We start from the raw sequence: 17,807 nt of genomic DNA on the forward strand, positions 1-17,807 counted from the left end.
TTAAACCCTTTTTAAATGCCTGCCCTTTGATCGTAGCAGGCATGGTCATTACTGTTGTCTTGTGTTCTATCACGGTTAATCGCGAGGTGCAGGCGGTGGTGCCAATACTTCACGGTTACCGTTGTGGCCCGGTGCACTAACAATACCGTGTGCCTCAAGTTGTTCAACAATACGCGCGGCACGGTTATAACCAATCTTGAAGCGGCGCTGGACGCCGGATACTGAACCGCGGCGTGACTCAGCAACAAACGCTGCCACTTCGTCAAACAACTGATCCAAATCGTCATCACCACCTGTCGGGGTTTCACCCGGCAGTAAGCCTTCAGCGCCCTGATCCGCCTCAAGGATGCCCTCGATGTACTGTGGTTTGCCACGGGCTTTCCAGTCGTTCACCACGTTATGGACATCTTCATCCGAGGCAAAGGCACCGTGAACACGTACTGGGTGGTTGCTACCTGCTGGCAGGTAAAGCATGTCACCCATACCAAGTAGGGATTCTGCACCGCCTTGGTCTAGGATGGTGCGTGAGTCCGTTTTAGTTGAAACCGTAAACGCCATACGGCTCGGGATATTGGCCTTGATAAGGCCGGTGATCACATCCACCGATGGACGCTGGGTTGCCAGCACCAAGTGAATACCGGCGGCACGCGCCTTCTGCGCCAATCGGGCAATCAGCTCTTCGACTTTCTTGCCGACAACCATCATCAGATCGGCGAATTCATCGACGATCACCACAATGCTTGGCATTTTCTCCAGCAGCGGTGGGTACTCGTCCATGCTGTCACCTGGCTTCCATAACGGATCATGGATTGGGTGACCGGCCGCTGCGGCTTCTTCCAGTTTGGCGTTGAAGCCAGCCAGGTTACGTACCCCACATGCTGCCATTAGTTTATAGCGACGCTCCATCTCACCGACACACCAGCGCAAGGCATTGCTGGCATCTTTCATATCGGTAACCACTTCGGTCAACAAGTGCGGGATGCCTTCGTAAATCGACAACTCCAGCATTTTCGGGTCAATCATGATGAAGCGGCAATCTTCAGGCTTGCACTTGTACAGCAAGCTCAAAATCATCACGTTCACACCCACCGACTTACCGGAACCTGTTGTACCGGCAACCAGCAAGTGTGGCATCTTGCTCAAGTCGGCAACCACTGCCTCACCGGCAATGTCGTAACCCAGCACAATCGGCAAGGCGCTCTTTTTCTGCTGGAAGTTATCACTAGCAACAACTTCTGACATATAAACCGTTTCGCGGTTCACATTCGGCAGCTCAAGGCCAATATACGGCTTGCCCGGAATCACTTCTACCACACGTACTGCCGACGCAGACAAGGCGCGGGCCAAGTCTTTGGCAAGACCGGAAATACGGCTCACTTTGACACCAGGAGCCAGATCCAGCTCATAGCGGGTGATCACCGGCCCCGGGTATACCCCGACCACCTTGGCTTTGATTTTGTAGTCAGCCAGTTTGGCTTCCACCAGCATCGCCGTCTGCTTCAGCTCTTCCTCTGTGGTCGGCTGGACGTTTTGCTTCGGCGGTGCCAGCAAATCAAGCGTCGGCATCGGCGAGGTCGGCTTAGGTAAGTCCGCTTCGCGTTTCATCAAGAACGGGTTGTCCAAGCCCGCCGCTTGTGCCTGGGCCTTCTGGGCATCACGGATTTTCTTGAGGAAAGCTTCTTCGTCACTCAAGCCTTCTTCATTATTCTCTTCTGCCGGTGCGATTTCACGCTCTGCCCGCTCTAACTCGGACATACCATCCTGCACACCGATTTCGATATCATGTGCCGTTGGTGCGGCTTCAGGCTGAACCTCAGCTTCAGCGCTTTGCTCTTGGTACGCAGGCTGATGGTAAACAGGCTCCTGGTAAGCCGCTTGTTGAGAAACAGGCTCTGCGTGCAAAGGCTCTGATTCAACGACAGGTTCGAAGGTACCGGTTTGAGCAACATGAGGCTCTGTTGTAACAGGCTCGAAATGAACCTGTGATGAATGTGCTTCGGTTGACTCCGGAACAAAATCATCATTGTTAAATGACATGCCTGAAGACAGTTCCGCCTCTGGAACAATTTGTGGTTCTGGTACAGCTTGTGATTCAGATACCACTTGCGGGTTCACTGCCGCTGTTTCTGCTATGGCAGAAACAGTTGGCTCTGCAGTAGCAACACCTGCTGCCGCAATCCCCCCTACATTATCAATAGCAGTGTTGTCGATTGCTGGGTCAGCATCAGAAGTTTGGCTCTGCCCCTCATCGACATACACCGTGAAGTTCTCATCGATATCTAGCTGCCTTTCTAACTCAGCAATCGTCATGCCTTTGGCTTGCTGGGTAGATTGAACATCAACAACCTCTTCGACAATAGCCTCGTCACTCTGCGGCTGGACGCCCGCTTGAGGGGTTTCCGTCGCAATTGGCTCAACCGGTTTGGCTGTTTGCGCTTGGGTATGAACAACAGGCTGGCTCACAGGTTGCTCTATTACCACAGCAGCAGGCTCCGCGCTTGCTTCGGCTTGCGCAGCAGCAACAGTCGATGCCGTCACAGCAGTAGCAGGTGCTATCGTTTGTGTCTGGGCTTGGCGATGACGTTCAGGCATCACTATCTTCGGTTCGCTAGAGTCCATCAGTGGATCAGTTTGGAGCCCGACCCCATTGAGTAATGGGTCGGGTTGACCCGATTGGCCAAAGCTTGGTTCCTGACGGGCAAAGCGGCTTCTATCAACAAGCTCTGCAGATGCCTGGCTATTAGAAGCCAGCAGCACATCATCGGCATCGGGTTCAGATTCGGTTTGTTGCATCGCCAACTGACGGCCAAACTCGGTCTGGTGCTCATCTGGGATATCGGCTGCAAAAGGCGTTAATGTCTCTGATTTGTCAGAGCGAACCTTGTTGAGCAGCCAAGCAAGAGAGCCAAGCACCGTTTCACCAATGATATCGACAATGGTGAGCCAGGAAATCCCAGTAAACAGGGTAAAGCCCATCGCCCAGGCGAACATTAGAACCAGCGTGGCACCCAGCAAGTTAAACAGCGGCAATGCCATATTCGACACCACATCACCTATCACACCGCCAGAGGAGAAATACCAAATATCATCAAAGTTGAGATCGGCAAGCCCGCAACTGGCGACAAAAATGATTAGCAAACCGAGCAGGCGGGTACCATAAATCATGTAGTCCAGTTTGAGCGGTTGCTGGCGGCGGCGGAAAAGCACCCATGCAGCGAGAATAATGACGGCAGGTAACGGATAGGCCAGCGAGCCAAACGCAAAGAATAAGGTATCGGCCACCAAAGCGCCGAATGCCCCTGCTTTATTTTGTACCGGCCCTTCCCACGCGGTCTGGGACCATGAAGGATCAGCTGGGTCGAAACTTAACAACGCAACCATGATGAAAATCGCCGACAGAATGCCGATGATTAGGAAACTTTCCAGTAAGCGCTGTCCCCCGGAAAGGCGCATTTTAGGCTGCTTCTTGCCCTTTACTTTCCTCAAAAAAACACTCCGATGTAACAAATTGCTCTAACGTCCCCCCTTCTGCCCTGTAAGAGCAATGTTGGGGGAGATACGCTGAATCTTTTTTAACTATCAGAACAAGGACATCCCTGCTCGTTGTTATTATTATGCCAATGGCTAATGGCGTGTCAGGCGCCAGTAAAACTAATGCCTATCTTATACTAAATAGCGTCATAATTTGCCATTTTGATAAGGTGGATATCGGACGGGGTGGTAATTATTTGTCAGGATGTGCTGAAAATCCCAGCACCTTGGGTTAGTAATAGCTAACTTCGTCAATCTGTTGATTGCTTGTCGCTTTCACTACCGTTACGCCAGTAAACAAAACAAAGCGCCAGAAACAAAACAAGCGGCTGTCTGGCCGCTTGTTTGAACTACCCAATGAGTTTGGATGTATCTTATTTCAGTTGTGAAGCTTAACGCGTTTTGATCACAAGGTTGTTAGTCTGCTTCACTTCTTCCATTACCACATAGGTACGGGTGTCGTTAACACCAGGAAGACGCAGCAAGGTTTCACCCAACAACTTACGGTATGCAGACATATCTGATACACGGGTTTTCAGCAAGTAGTCGAAGTCACCAGATACCAAGTGGCATTCTTGGATGTCTTCAAGCTCTTGCACTGACTTGTTGAACTGCTCAAACACATCAGGCGCACCACGGTTTAGCGTGATTTCCACGAAAACCAATAGGGAGGCATCAAGATACTGAGGGTTTAGCAACGCGGTGTAGCCACTGATGTAGCCCTGACGCTCTAGGCGTCGTACACGCTCAAGACATGGTGTTGGAGACAAGCCTACACGCTTGGATAACTCTACATTTGAAATGCGACCGTCTTTTTGAAGTTCATTCAAAATGTTACGGTCAATACGATCCAATTCCTTGGATGGTTTTTTCTTGGTATCTACCATTTTTTATTCCACCTTCTTACTTCCTTGCAAAAAAATATACTACATCTTTCTATTTTTTAGAATCAAATACTCTGTTAGTCAAACTATACTGCCATTAGATCTGCATTTACATCCTTGTCAATAGCCAATCATACTGGATGCCAAGGGAGGAGCAGCATGATTATTGGAGTCCCCAAAGAAATCAAAAATCACGAATACCGTGTTGGTCTGGTAACCAGCAGTGTCCGTGAGCTCACATCACTCGGTCATCAAGTCCTGGTCGAAACCCAAGCCGGTGTCGGGATCGGGCTGTCAGACTCAGACTATGAGAACGCTGGCGCTACAATTATTTCTAACGCTAAAGAAGTTTTTACCAGATCAGAGATGATTGTCAAAGTAAAAGAGCCTCAAGCAGTAGAAAGAGCCATGCTGAATGAAGGGCAAATTTTATTCACTTATCTCCATCTTGCACCAGATTTTCCGCAAACAAAAGACCTGATTGACAGCAAAGCTGTCTGTATTGCTTACGAAACCGTCACCGACTCAGCAGGCAGATTACCGCTTTTAGCCCCGATGTCAGAAGTTGCGGGCAGAATGTCTATCCAAGCAGGAGCCCAAACGCTAGAGAATTCTAACGGCGGACGGGGTCTATTACTCAGTGGTGTCCCCGGTGTCGAACCGGCCAATGTACTCATATTGGGTGGCGGTGTCGTCGGCTCTAATGCCGCTAGGATGGCAGTGGGCATGCGGGCCAATGTCACTTTGCTTGACCGCAACGTCGATACCTTGAGGGCGCTGGATTGCGAGTTTAGAGGGGCTGTGAATTTGGTGTACTCGACTTCTGAGATCATAGACCAGCTGGTGCCTGAAGCCGATATCATCATTGGTGCGGTGCTGATCCCCGGGGCCGCTGCGCCCAAGCTGATTACCGCTCAGCACGTCAAGCAGATGAAACCCGGCTCGGCACTGGTTGATGTCGCTATTGACCAAGGCGGATGCTTTGAAACTTCGCACCCAACAACCCATACGGAACCCACCTATATAGTCGATAATGTGGTCCATTATTGCGTTGCTAATATGCCGGGCGCGGTGGCGAGAACTTCGGCCTTTGCCCTCAATAATGCCACCCTGCCCTATGTCATTAAGCTGGCAAATCTCGGTTATAAAAAAGCTCTTTTGGACGATTCTGGATTCCTTGCAGGGCTAAATGTGATACACGGTAAAGTGACATGTAAAGAGGTCGCCGATAGCTTTGACTTGCACTATACCGATCCAACGGTCGCGATTAGCATGCACTAGCACATTATTTATATATAACTTTTAGCTATCACTTATAGCAAATACATCTAAATAAATTATCATCGCTGCTGGGAATCCACCTCGGCAGCGTGACTTTACAGGGAAAAGGCTGCGCTACAATCCTCCTCTTTCCATAGCGCCTCAATTTACCTACAATCACCCTTCACAAGATCAAAAATCTCATTCAGCCTGGAGAAGTAATGAGTAACGTAAGACATTGTAAACTGCTCATCCTTGGTTCTGGTCCTGCTGGTTATACGGCAGCCGTTTATGCTGCACGTGCCAACCTAAACCCGGTAATGATCACGGGTATGCAGCAAGGTGGTCAGCTCACCACCACCACAGAAGTAGAAAACTGGCCAGGTGACGCTGAAGGCCTAACCGGCCCTGCACTTATGGATCGCATGAAAGAGCACGCTGAGCGATTCGAGACCGAAATCATTTTTGATCACATCAATGAAACTGATTTTAGCCAGCGCCCTTTCCGCCTAAAAGGCGACAGCGGTGAATACACCTGTGATGCTTTGATCATCTCAACCGGTGCCTCAGCCAAATACCTTGGCCTAGAGTCGGAAGAAAACTTCAAGGGCCGCGGCGTTTCTGCTTGTGCGACCTGTGACGGTTTCTTCTACCGCAACCAGAAAGTGGCAGTTGTCGGTGGTGGTAATACTGCCGTTGAAGAAGCGCTTTACCTATCTAACATCGCTTCAGAAGTTCACCTGATCCACCGTCGTGATACCTTCCGTTCAGAGAAGATCCTTATCAAACGACTAATGGACAAAGTTGAAAACGGCAATATTATTCTGCACACCGATCGTGTACTGGATGAAGTGCTGGGCGACGATATGGGCGTTACTGCCGTGCGCATCAAAGATACCCAATCTGATGCAACCGAAACGCTTGATGTGATGGGTGCCTTCATCGCAATCGGCCACCAGCCAAATACTGGCATTTTTGAAGGCCAGCTTGAGATGAACAACGGTTACATCAAGGTACAGTCTGGTACTGAAGGTAACGCCACCCAAACCAGCGTAGAAGGTATCTTCGCTGCAGGTGATGTCATGGACCACACTTACCGTCAGGCCATTACCTCTGCCGGTACTGGCTGCATGGCAGCACTTGATGCCGAGCGTTTCCTCGACGCGCTAGAAGAACAAAAATAATACTTATGGCCACCTTTCAAGGTGGCCTTTTTAGCCTTCACCTTTAAGCCGGCTGCCCTTAGCGGCTCAAGAATTTAATATGGATAAACAATTACAACGCGATTTAACCAAATGGTTGAAATCACAGAGTAAGCTGGCTAAGCGCTGGCTCATGCTCAGTGTCGGCCTGGGGTTCTTGTCGGGGTTGCTACTCGTTGGCCAAGCGGCTTTGCTTGCCCATATCCTGCACCAACTCATTATTGAACACACCGATAAATACCAGCTGGTTTCCAGCTTCGTCGGCCTGTTTGTCGTCGTCGGCCTGCGCGCCGCCTGTAGCTGGGGCCGGGAAATATTCGGTTACCGCTGCGGCGAACAAATCCGGCTGCATATCCGGCAACTGATCCTGCAACGTTTGCAACAGTTAGGTCCAGCCTATATCAAAGGCAAGCCTGCGGGTGTCTGGGCTAGCCTGGTACTGGAGCAGGTAGAAGAGATGCAAGACTTCTTCTCCCGCTATATCCCACAAATGTCGATTGCGGTGCTGGTTCCCCTGGTGATCCTGTTTGCCGTCTTCCCGCTAAACTGGGCTGCCGGACTTATTTTCCTGATCACCGCACCGCTAGTTCCTATGTTCATGGCATTGGTCGGCCTCGGTGCTGCTGATGCCAACCGCCGTAACTTCAAAGCGCTCCAGCGCCTGTCAGGTCATTTCTATGACCGCTTGCAAGGCTTATCAACGCTGCGTCTGTTCAACCGCGCTGAAGCCGAGGCTGAAAACCTCCACGCTGCTTCCCATGTGCTGCGCAAGCGCACCATGGAAGTGTTGCGGATGGCCTTCCTATCATCGGCAGTATTAGAGTTCTTCTCGGCGATATCAGTGGCAATCGTTGCGGTTTACTTTGGCTTCTCATTCATTGGCGAGCTGAACTTCGGCCACTACGGCGTACCAATCAGCCTATTTACCGGCCTGTTCATTTTGGTGCTGGCACCTGAGTTCTACCAGCCTCTGCGCGATTTGGGTACGTTCTACCACGCCAAAGCCCAAGCGATCGGGGCAGCCGAGTCCATTGTTGAGTTCCTCGACAGCGAAGCCGATGGCATGAGCCAAGGCCAAACCAACCTTGACTCCCCTGAGACTATCTCTATCAGTGCCGAGCAGTTGGAAGTACTGAGCCCTCAAGGCCAAGTTTTGGCAGGCCCGCTTAATTTCGATATTAATGCCCATGAGCAAGTAGCCTTAGTCGGCCCAAGTGGTGCTGGTAAAACCAGCCTGCTCAATGCCCTGCTAGGCTTCCTGCCATACCGCGGCAGCTTGAAAATCAACGGCGTTGAACTTAGCGAGCTTGACCACAGCCAGTGGCGCCAGGCAATCAGCTGGGTCGGACAAAACCCACTACTGCTGCACGGTACTGTCCGCGACAACATCACATTGGGCAACCCACTAGCGACTGACGAGCACATCAAGCAAGTTTCGCAGCAAGCCTATGCCGATGAATTTATCTCGCGTCTGGAGAGAGGTTACCAGCACCAGGTGGGAGACCGTTCCGGTGGCCTTTCTGTCGGCCAGGCACAGCGTATCGCCGTTGCCCGTGCCATGCTGCAAAGCGGTGCCTTCTGGATTCTCGATGAACCAACTGCCAGCCTCGATGCCAACTCTGAACACTTGGTACTAGATAGCCTGAAAAATGCCGTCAGTGGCCAAACGGCCCTTATGGTTAGCCACCGCCTAGATCAACTAGCCGCTATGGACCGTGTTTTGGTGATGGATAACGGCAAATTGGTTCAGAACGGTCCGTTTGAACAGATCCGCCAGCAAGGCCTACTTGCTGAGATGCTAGCCCATACCGACAAGAGGGATCTCGATGCGTGATTTAATCCCTTACCTCAAGCTATACCGTAAACACTGGTTTGGCCTAACACTGGGTATGCTACTGGGGCTTGGTACCCTATTGGCTGCCATGAGCCTGTTGACCCTATCTGGTTGGTTTATTGCCGCTTCGGCAGTGGCAGGCCTGACTATCGCCCGGGAGACATTCAACTACATGTTGCCTGGTGCTGGCGTACGAGGTTTCTCGATTGCCCGCACGGCTGGGCGCTGGGGCGAGCGTGTAGTCAGCCACAACGCGACTTTCAAGTTGCTGGCAGACCTACGCTTGTTCTTCTTCCGCAAGCTGACACCGTTGATCCCGGGCCGCCAGACCAACTTGCGCGATGCCGACCTGCTCAACCGCTTGGTGGCTGATGTCGACGCCATGGACCATGTCTATTTACGCTTGGTTAGCCCATTGCTGATTGGCGTAATCGGCTTGCTGGCGATTACCGGCTTCTTAGCCTGGTTCGACCCAACCATCGGCCTGACTTTAGGTGCCATTTTGCTGGCCCTAATGCTGATCCTACCGGTCATTTTCTACCGTCTGGGTAAATCCAATGGCGAGACCCTAACGATGGCCAAGGCCAACTACCGGGTGAAGATGCTTGATTGGATCCAGGGCAATGCCGAACTATTGTTGTTCAATGCCGAGGACCGCTACTACCAAGCAGCCCTTGATGAACAGCAGTCGCTTCTCAATGCCCAGCGCAAGATGGCGAACCTGACCGGCCTAGCCAATGCTATCTTGATGGCAGCTACCGGCTGGACCCTAGTGTTGATCACCTGGATGGCTGCCGATGGTATTGCTGGCCAAGCTCCAGACCCGTTTGTGGCAATGGTCGCCTTCGCGACTATGGCGAGTTTCGAACTGATGATGCCTGTAGCTGGCGCGTTCCAGTACCTAGGCCAAACCCTGACGTCAGCCCGCCGCCTCAATGAGATCATTGAAGCAACGCCGGATACCCCGTTTGATCCCGATGGCCACACCGCCGAGGTTCAAGGGGCGCTGGATATTCAGAACATCAGCTATACCTACTACGGTAGCGATGAGCCGGTATTAAAAGATATCTCTTTGACTATCGGGGCGGGTGAAAAGGTTGCCCTGCTTGGTCGTACCGGTTGTGGTAAATCAACCTTGCTGCAGCTGTTGACACGTAACTGGGATCCTCAGCAAGGGCAGATCACCCTAGACGGTGTCTCGCTGCCACAATGGCAGGAAGCCCCTCTGCGCAAAGCCATTACGGTCGTCAGCCAGCGTGTCGATGTCTTCAATGGTTCATTGCGTGAGAACCTACTGCTAGCCAAACCAGCAGGCACTGACGAAGAGTTCTGTGATGTTTTGGAAAAAGTAGGGCTAAGTGCGTTGCTAGAAGGAAAAGGCTTAGATACTTGGCTAGGTGAAGGTGGCCGCCAGATCTCAGGGGGTGAGCGCCGCCGTATCGGTATTGCCCGTGCCCTGCTGCACGATGCGCCAATCCTCCTAATGGATGAGCCAACTGAGGGCCTAGACCGCCGTACCGAACAACAAATCATGAGCTTGTTGCTTGAGCACGCCAAAGACAAAACGGTGCTGTTTATCACCCATCGACTCGTCGGCCTTGAGCAAATGGATCACATCTGCCTGATGGACGAAGGTGAAATCATTGAACAAGGCAAGCACCAGAGCCTACTGAAGCAAAATGGCCGTTACACAGAGCTTTGGCAACGTATCTAGCCCAAACCTGATTTTGAGTATGCCAAAAACCAAAACGAGAGCCCGTTGGCTCTCGTTTTTTATTCAGCGGCATGAACAGTCGCAACCTGATGTTAAACCGGCATCGTCCAGTCTTCATTGATACAAGCTGTCAGGATATGGTCTTCCCACTTGCCGTTGATCAACAGGTAATCCTTAGCCTCACCCTCAATCACAAAGCCGCATTTTTTCAGCACAGCGGCACTCTTGGCGTTGCGGGGCATATAGGCTGCCATAATCCGGTGGAAACTCTGGTCTTCGAACATCCAGCGGTTCGCTGCAGCCAATGAGCGGCTCATCAAACCCTGCCCTTGGCAATCCTGATCAAGCGAATAACCCACATGGCAAGCATGGAAGGGATGACGCACGAGGTTGCTGTAATTTACCACCCCACAAATTTCATCACTGCTTTTCTGCTGGATCACAAAGTAGTAGGCCATTTTATGTTTGTGCAACTGCATCAATTGCTCCAAACGCCGATGCCAACCTGTTTCGGTAAAGAAAGCCTCTTCACGCAGCGGTTCCCAAGGCTGGAGGAAAGCCCTGTTACGTTGGTAGTATGCGGTAATGGCCGCGACATCTTTGGTGGTAATAAGCCTAACAACCGCATCACCAATATCGATTGACGTTGCCCGGGTGATAATAGAATGAAACAACAGCACATTATCCTTATGCGACATACAATGTTGAAACGTTAGCACAGCCAACCAGCGATGAATATACCCGGAAGATAAACTTATTTCAGGACAAAGATTTGGCCGCATGTTTGAGCTATCATTGTGATAGCCGCGCCGCGATTGACGCTAACCAACACAGTGATGACTATGTATTACGACCACCTTGATACGGTATTGGGAAAGATATACTTATTAGCAGACGAGCAGGGATTACGACAACTTACTATCGCTAGTGGCGGATTTTCCCCAGACAGCCACTGGGAACATGACCCGGATTTCATGGCCCCTTTTATCGCCCAGCTCGCTGAATACCTCGACGGAAAACGCAAACAGTTCACCATTCCCCTCGCCCCTCCCGGTACCGACTTCCAGCAACAAGTGTGGCAAGCCATCAGCGAAATCCCTTACAACAGCCACCGTTCATACCAACAAATCGCTACCCACATCGAGCATTCAACCGCCATCCTCGCCATAGGCATGGCAAAAAACGTCAACCCTATCCCAATCATTATCCCGTGCCACCGGGTTGCCACCGAAGTCGAGGCACAGCAAAGCTGCCGCTACGGCCAGGATCTGATCTGCCAGCTCAGGGAGCTAGAGCAAGGAAAGTTGAGGTTGTTGAAGTAGAAAGGATAGGTTCTGGGTTCTGGGTTCTGGGTTCTGGGTTCTGGGTTCTGGGTTCTGGGTTCTGGGTTCTGGGTTCTGGGTTCTGCCGGCAGAATTTGCCGAAAGCTTCGATACGTCAAGCTCTTGCTTCTGTTTTTCGCTTTTTCAAAGATCTCGTATCCTTTCCTAATAGCACCTGTTTCTACTTTTGCTTCTCCCAGGAACTAGGACCCGCTTTTCCTAGGACCTCAAAAAACAAAGGAGCCCTAAGGCTCCTTTGGTGTCTTATCCATCACTAAATCGACAGCTTAGTGCTTGCCAATCCCATACTCCCGCAACTTGTTGGCGACGGCGGTGTGTGAGACACCTAGCCTTTTCGCTAGCTTGCGGGTTGACGGGTAGCTGCGGTACAGGCTGTTGAGGATGCCTGACTCATAGCGCTTCATGATTTCATCCAGCGAGCCATCTAAGGTTTCTTCGCTGATCACGGTTGCCGATTCATTTTCCGGCAACTGGATATCATCAACACTGATTTCCGTCCCATCAAGCTGGGTCATCGCACGGAACAGAACATTACGCAACTGGCGGATATTACCCGGCCAGGCATATTGACTCAGGTACTGGGCGACCTCAGGGGAAATAGACGGTTTAGGCTGCTGCAATTCCTGGGCAAACTGGCTCAAAAACAGATCGGCCAACGGGACAATATCAGCGGTTCTTTCACGCAGTGGCGGTACGGTCAGTGCCAAGACATTGAGGCGGTAGTATAGATCTTCCCTAAACTGGCCCGTCGCGACCAATTCAGGCAGCTTCTTCTGGGTCGAACAGATCACACGAACATCCACCTTCATCTCCTTCTCTTCGCCTACACGACGGAACGTACCGTCCTGCAGGAAGCGAAGCAGTTTGATCTGCAGGTGCTCAGACATTTCGCCCACTTCGTACAGGAAGGCAATACCACCATCAGCTTGTTCGAAGATACCTTTCTTACCCGGCTCGGTGGCTGTTGCCGCCATACCAAATAATTCGGTTTCTGCCGCGTTATCTGGCATCGACATGCAGTTAACCAACAGGAATGGGTTATCACGACGCAGCGAGCGCTGATGACAGGCCCGAGCCAGCATTTCCTTACCAGTACCGGTCTCACCCTGGATGAGCAATGGGGCATCCAACATCGCCAATTTTTTAGCTTGTGACACCAACTGTTTGAAGCGGGAGGACTGGCCAACTAGGTGCTCAAAGCCATTGTCACCACTGAGTTGGCGCATCGCCAACGGCATCTTGGCTTCCGATAACGATTTAAGCAGGATCACCGCACTGGCCAAGACTTGCTCTTCAGTCTCGTCGGTGACATACACCGGCATGATTTCCATCATGTAATCAAGGCCGGATAACACCACCAGCTCACTGCGTCGGCTAGCCTTCTCTTTTTCTAACCAGTTGTGAACATTGAAACCGACAAAGGTCTGAATATGTTCACCGACAATTTCCTCACGGCTTTTGCCAAGTAATACTTCAGCTGCGTCATTGGCTAGATCGATCTTGCCTTGCAAGCTAACAGAGAAAAACGGATCAGGTAAGGCTTCCAGCAATGCTTTGAGCTCTTTGTGTTCACGCTCGCTCGGCATGAACTGGATCTTTCTGACATCTGTCACTCCGTCCAATTGGCGGATCTGCGACATCAACTGGCTGAACTGCTCAAACTCAACTTCTGGGCAGTTTAGGTAAATAATCCCAACCCGGTCAATTTCAATGCCCCGTAAGTCAATCTGCCGGCTCGCAAGGATATCCAGCAGCTCTCGGGTCATGCCAAGTCGGTCTTCGCAAAAGACTTGTAGCCTCATATTTATTATCTTCCAAGGTGTCAGGAATTGTTGACACTAGAAGTTTGCGCCTTCCCTGAAGTTGAGTCAAGTCATTGACGTCCATACCTGAGAGGTTGCGCACTATCAATCCATCGGCAGTGATATATCGCCATACTGAATAAAATGAATGAGGTCAAAATCGACCCAAAGACCAAAAAATAAGGCCCTCGCAGGCCTTATTTTTCTAGGTCGTCACCTAGTCCTGACGGTCTTTGTGGGTCAATCGCGTAAGCAGATCCTTGCGGATTTCGCTCAGCTTAGGTTGCTGCTCCGACTGCCATGGCAAAGGCCGCATTAAGCTAATTGCTTTAAGCCCCAAGCGCCCCGTTAGCAAGCCAACCCCGACACCTTGCGCGACCCGGGTGGACACCCTACCCGCCAAGTCCATCGAAAGCATGTCCATCCCCCCGTCGGCAATGACTTCAGTGGCGCCCGCTACAGCCATGTTAGCCAATACCAGTTTGACTAACTTGATCCGCGACCAATAACCTAACTCAACGCCATAGACCTTGGAAATCTGGTCAATCAAGCGGAAATTACGCCAAGCCACCAGCAGCATATCCGCCAAGGCCAACGGACTGACCGCGACCATCACAGCAGCTTCGCTGGCATATTTCGCCACCAGTTTACGCGCTAGCTTATCTTGCTGACCCAGCACCATACGATCATAGAGTTGCATCACTTCACGATCATTGTGGGTCGCGGCCAGAGAGTTTAGCCATTTATCATAGCCGGCATGCTCCTCCACTGCCTTGCCCTGTTTAGCTAGCTTGGTACAAAATGCCTTGGCTTGGCCAATACCATCAGCCTCAAGCAATGCCTGGGCCTGTTCACGCTCACTCTGGCGCTGCTTTAAACGGCGTAGGCTTAGAAGCTCACGGCCCAAAGCAGTAATACCTGCTCCGGCAATACCCGCGACAATCACACTCCAGCCAAGGGCTAGCCAGTCCCCGCCCTGATAAGCCGTCACAACATAATCCACCGTTTGCCAACCGACCATCGCAGCACCGGCAACCAGCAACCCTTTAAGCCAACCGGAGCGGCGCTTGGGTTTACTTCTCAGCGCCCTGTCGAGCTCAGCTTCGACATCGGCTTGGTCGATATCTGTGGTTTCTGGCAAGAACGTCTTCTCCTGCTCGGCAAACTGGAGTTGGGAGGTCAACTCCACCTCGGCGGTTGCCGGCTCAGGCTTGACTGGCTCATCAAAGACAATTTTACTTTTCAACGGCTCACTCATTGCAGTTTGTCCCCTAACAGGTACTCCATCGCCTTATCCATCCGGATATGCGGCAATGGCTCGTCGCTTTGCATTTCAAGCGGACGGAAATTAATAAAATCAAATCCGGACTGCTGCCAAAACGCATCGTTTGGCAATCGACGAGGGACTTCGCCGGGGAACAAGGTTTTCGCCTCCCCGTCGATTTGATGCCCCCTCAGCGCAGGGACCTGGCGACCGTGGTAATCCACAAAGCCCGGCTCAGTTGCCTGTATCGATGACAGGCTGACACAATCCATCTTGATCCCTTCAAACGACGCCGTCTGCCATGCTTCATTCACTAACTGCTGAAGCAGGCTGACCAGATTAGGATGCTGCTCCGGCGTCACGTGATCGGCTTTGGTCGCCGCGAACAGCACCTTGTCTATACGTGGCGAGAACAAGCGCTTTAGCATCGAACTGCGGCCGTAACGGAAACTTTGCATTAACTGATCCAGAGCCTGGCGCATATCATTGAAGGACTCCGGCCCAGCATTCAGTGGCTGTAGGCAGTCAACTAAGATGATCTGACGGTCAAACTTGGAGAAATGCTCTTTGTAAAACGCCTTCACTACATGTTGTTGGTAATAGCGGTAGCGGCTCTTTAGCATGCCCAAGTTGGTTTCATCACTGGCATCATTCCACTGCTGCTCAGTAATTTTCTCCAGCCAAACCATAGGGAAGAACTGCAATACCGGCGCCCCGGCCAACTCGCCCGGTAAGACAAAGCGACCAGGCTGCACCCAATGCAAGCCGCCCTCAGCTTTGCACTTGTACAAGTACTCGGTAAATCGTGCTGAGATTTGCTCAATCAAGGTTTCATCGGCTGGCGCTAGAGGGTCAAACTCCTCGGCCATAGCCAACCATCCCGTTGCCAACTCGGCACGCTTGCCTTTCAATATCTGGGCTTGCTGGCGTGACCATGTCATGAAATCCAGCTCCAGCAGCGGCAGATCCAACAACCACTCACCAGGGTAGTCGACAATATCGAGGTACAAGGTAGCGGTGTCCTGCAACAGTTTCATCGGCCCCCGCTGGGGCTTATATCGCAGGGCTAAACGGGTCTGGCTGACATCCCGGGTTGGCTCGGGCCAACTTGGAGGGGCCGAAAGCAACGCCCCCATCCCCTCTTCATAGCCAAATTTCGGTACATGCATGTCTATTTGCGGTACCCGCTTGGCACCCAAAAGCTGGCCATCCCTGACAGCAGTGAAAAGTGGCAACCTCGGATTGGTACTCACATGCATAAGCTGATTGACCAGTGAAGTAATAAACGCAGTTTTACCTGCACGGGACAGCCCCGTCACCGCCAAACGGACATGGCGATCTAAACTCCGGTTCACCAGTTTGTTCAACTCATTGCTAAATCGATTCATAAACTTTCCTGAAAAAATTCACTCACAGCGCGAAACGGCTCATAGCCAAACTATACGCCGGGCGTTATTAACCCTTGATGAACCATTACGTTCACCTATCACCCGATACCAATTCTTTGTGTCTATGGAGAGGAAAATGTTCCATGGCGAAAAAAGAAAAAGCAGGCGGCTGCCTGCTTTTGTGCGTACCTGCCCACTAGAGGTTACGGAATTCGCGATCCACCTTGAAGGCCGAGGAAGTCACATAGGACTCCATATCCCGCAGTTCCTGTTCCATCTTGTCGAGCTCAACTTCGACATTGTGCAGAATTTGCCCCGCAGGCTTTCCTGCTTGCCAAGGCTTCTGCTTGACATGATGTTCGCGGAAAATAGTCTGTTGCTGACTCCGCTCTTCCGGCATTTTCTCCAAGATGAAACACGCAGCGATATAGGCCACAGTGACAAAGAAACCAACTCCGAGTAAAAACGCTGACACAGTGAGGATCCTCACCAACCAGATTTCCATACCAAAGTATTCGGCAACACCGGCACAAACGCCACCTAACTTACCGTTTTTCGGGTCGCGGTAGAGGGTTTTACTCATGATTTGCGCCTCCATTGCGGCACTTCCGCATCTAGAATTCGTTCTAGGGTCACAATCCGCTCTTGCATCTGCTCTGCGCGAGCCACCAGCGCCTGCAGTTTCTGCTGATCATCACCAGACAGCCCTTCACTAGCATGCTTCTTGCTTCGGTAGTGAAGGATCAACCACAGCGGGGCAACAAAGATCATGAATACGACTAACGGCCAAACAATAAACCCCATAGACATTATTTCTCTCCTTTAATTCGCGCAGATTCAATTCATTAGATTGTCACAATAGCCACAACCATCATAACAACCAATTTCTGTTAAGGTGAATTACTCTTTGTCCTTGAGGTTGGCTTTCATGCGCTCAAGCTCTTTTTCGATTTCATCTTGTGCCTGTAGATCAGCAAATTCATCATGCAGGTTCTTGCCACGCCCAATGCTGTAGCTATCAGCTTCTGCTTCCATCTCATCAATACGGCGCTCGTATTGCTCGAATTTCGACAGTGCTTCGTCTACCTTGCCGGTATCCAACTGGCGGCGCACATCACGACGGGTATCAGCAGCTTTGTGGCGCATTACCAACGCCTGCTGGCGGGCACGGGTTTCCTGAAGCTTACGCTCTAGCTCAGCCACTTCAGCTGCCAGTTTTTCGATAGTTTCCTCCACCAGCTTGTATTCTTCGTGCAAAGTCAGCGCAACATCGTTCAGCTTCTGCTTTTCAATCAAGGCTGCACGGGCAAGATCTTCGCGGCCTTTCTGGATAGCCAGGCTGGCTTTTTCCTGCCAATCACGGCTTTGTGATTCAATCGCCTGAATACGGCGCTGCAACTCTTTCTTGTCAGCCAAAGCACGCGCTGAAGAAGTACGAACTTCAACTAGTGTATCTTCCATTTCCTGGATGATAAGGCGGATCATTTTCTGAGGATCTTCAGCCTTATCTAGTAATGAATTGACGTTGGCATTAACGATGTCGGCAAAACGTGAAAAAATACCCATAATTGTATCTCCTAAGTTG

14 protein-coding genes are annotated in these 17,807 nt (G+C 51.3%); 5 read left to right on the plus strand and 9 right to left on the minus strand.

All coding sequences use genetic code 11. The features are described 5' to 3' along the window. Positions 1–75: 75 nt before the first annotated feature. Positions 76–3,486, minus strand: a complete 3,411-nt coding sequence (locus C9J01_RS28130; protein ID WP_419687982.1) for a DNA translocase FtsK 4TM domain-containing protein — start codon at positions 3,484–3,486, stop codon at positions 76–78. A 437-nt stretch (positions 3,487–3,923) separates the two neighbouring features. After that, positions 3,924–4,418 carry a leucine-responsive transcriptional regulator Lrp gene (gene lrp / locus C9J01_RS28135; protein WP_036832575.1) on the minus strand — a complete coding sequence of 165 codons (495 nt, stop codon included), beginning with the start codon at positions 4,416–4,418 and terminating at the stop codon, positions 3,924–3,926. 156 nt (positions 4,419–4,574) lie between these two features. Here lrp and ald point away from each other — a divergent pair, with 156 nt between their 5' ends. The 4 genes from ald (at position 4,575) to cydC (ending at position 10,425) form a co-directional block, all read left to right on the plus strand. After that, on the plus strand, positions 4,575–5,696 hold the full coding sequence (gene ald, locus C9J01_RS28140; RefSeq protein ID WP_107301372.1) for an alanine dehydrogenase: 1,122 nt from the start codon (positions 4,575–4,577) through the stop codon (positions 5,694–5,696). Between the two features lie 200 nt (positions 5,697–5,896). Then, positions 5,897–6,859: a thioredoxin-disulfide reductase gene (gene trxB, locus C9J01_RS28145; protein WP_107301373.1), complete on the plus strand. Its 963-nt coding sequence runs from the start codon at positions 5,897–5,899 to the stop codon at positions 6,857–6,859. A 79-nt stretch (positions 6,860–6,938) separates the two neighbouring features. Then, positions 6,939–8,711 (plus strand): heme ABC transporter permease/ATP-binding protein CydD, encoded by a 1,773-nt coding sequence (cydD, locus tag C9J01_RS28150; RefSeq protein WP_107301374.1) that lies wholly within the window; start codon positions 6,939–6,941, stop codon positions 8,709–8,711. Further along, positions 8,704–10,425 carry a heme ABC transporter ATP-binding protein/permease CydC gene (gene cydC / locus C9J01_RS28155; RefSeq protein WP_107301375.1) on the plus strand — a complete coding sequence of 574 codons (1,722 nt, stop codon included), beginning with the start codon at positions 8,704–8,706 and terminating at the stop codon, positions 10,423–10,425. The genes cydD and cydC overlap by 8 nt, the downstream gene beginning before the upstream one ends. Before the next feature lie 92 nt (positions 10,426–10,517). Here the strand turns inward: cydC and rimJ are convergent, their stop codons facing one another. Then, complete coding sequence (gene rimJ, locus C9J01_RS28160) at positions 10,518–11,099, minus strand: ribosomal protein S5-alanine N-acetyltransferase (protein ID WP_107301384.1); 582 nt, start codon at positions 11,097–11,099, stop codon at positions 10,518–10,520. A 168-nt stretch (positions 11,100–11,267) separates the two neighbouring features. Here rimJ and C9J01_RS28165 point away from each other — a divergent pair, with 168 nt between their 5' ends. Then, the gene (locus C9J01_RS28165) at positions 11,268–11,747 is read left to right on the plus strand and encodes a methylated-DNA--[protein]-cysteine S-methyltransferase (RefSeq protein WP_107301376.1); all 480 of its coding nucleotides are present in this window, start codon (positions 11,268–11,270) and stop codon (positions 11,745–11,747) included. Between the two features lie 287 nt (positions 11,748–12,034). Here C9J01_RS28165 and tyrR read toward each other — a convergent pair whose 3' ends face one another. The 6 genes from tyrR to pspA form a co-directional block, all read right to left on the minus strand. Beyond that, entirely contained in the window at positions 12,035–13,570 is a 1,536-nt protein-coding gene (tyrR, locus tag C9J01_RS28170; RefSeq protein ID WP_107301377.1) for a transcriptional regulator TyrR, read from the minus strand. A gap of 217 nt (positions 13,571–13,787) precedes the next feature. Then, positions 13,788–14,828, minus strand: coding sequence for a YcjF family protein (locus C9J01_RS28175; protein ID WP_107301378.1), 1,041 nt, complete (start codon positions 14,826–14,828; stop codon positions 13,788–13,790). Then, positions 14,825–16,222: a YcjX family GTP-binding protein gene (locus C9J01_RS28180; protein WP_107301379.1), complete on the minus strand. Its 1,398-nt coding sequence runs from the start codon at positions 16,220–16,222 to the stop codon at positions 14,825–14,827. Before C9J01_RS28180 ends, C9J01_RS28175 begins: the two co-directional genes overlap by 4 nt. 196 nt (positions 16,223–16,418) lie before the next feature. Continuing rightward, a complete protein-coding gene (pspC, locus tag C9J01_RS28185) occupies positions 16,419–16,805 on the minus strand; it encodes an envelope stress response membrane protein PspC (protein WP_107301380.1) in 387 nt (128 codons plus the stop codon). Further along, the gene (gene pspB, locus C9J01_RS28190; protein ID WP_107301381.1) at positions 16,802–17,032 is read right to left on the minus strand and encodes an envelope stress response membrane protein PspB; all 231 of its coding nucleotides are present in this window, start codon (positions 17,030–17,032) and stop codon (positions 16,802–16,804) included. Before pspB ends, pspC begins: the two co-directional genes overlap by 4 nt. 90 nt (positions 17,033–17,122) lie before the next feature. Beyond that, the gene (gene pspA / locus C9J01_RS28195; RefSeq protein WP_107301382.1) at positions 17,123–17,788 is read right to left on the minus strand and encodes a phage shock protein PspA; all 666 of its coding nucleotides are present in this window, start codon (positions 17,786–17,788) and stop codon (positions 17,123–17,125) included. Positions 17,789–17,807 lie beyond the last annotated feature (19 nt).

This window comes from Photobacterium rosenbergii (genome assembly GCF_003026455.1).
GTDB lineage: Bacteria > Pseudomonadota > Gammaproteobacteria > Enterobacterales > Vibrionaceae > Photobacterium > Photobacterium rosenbergii.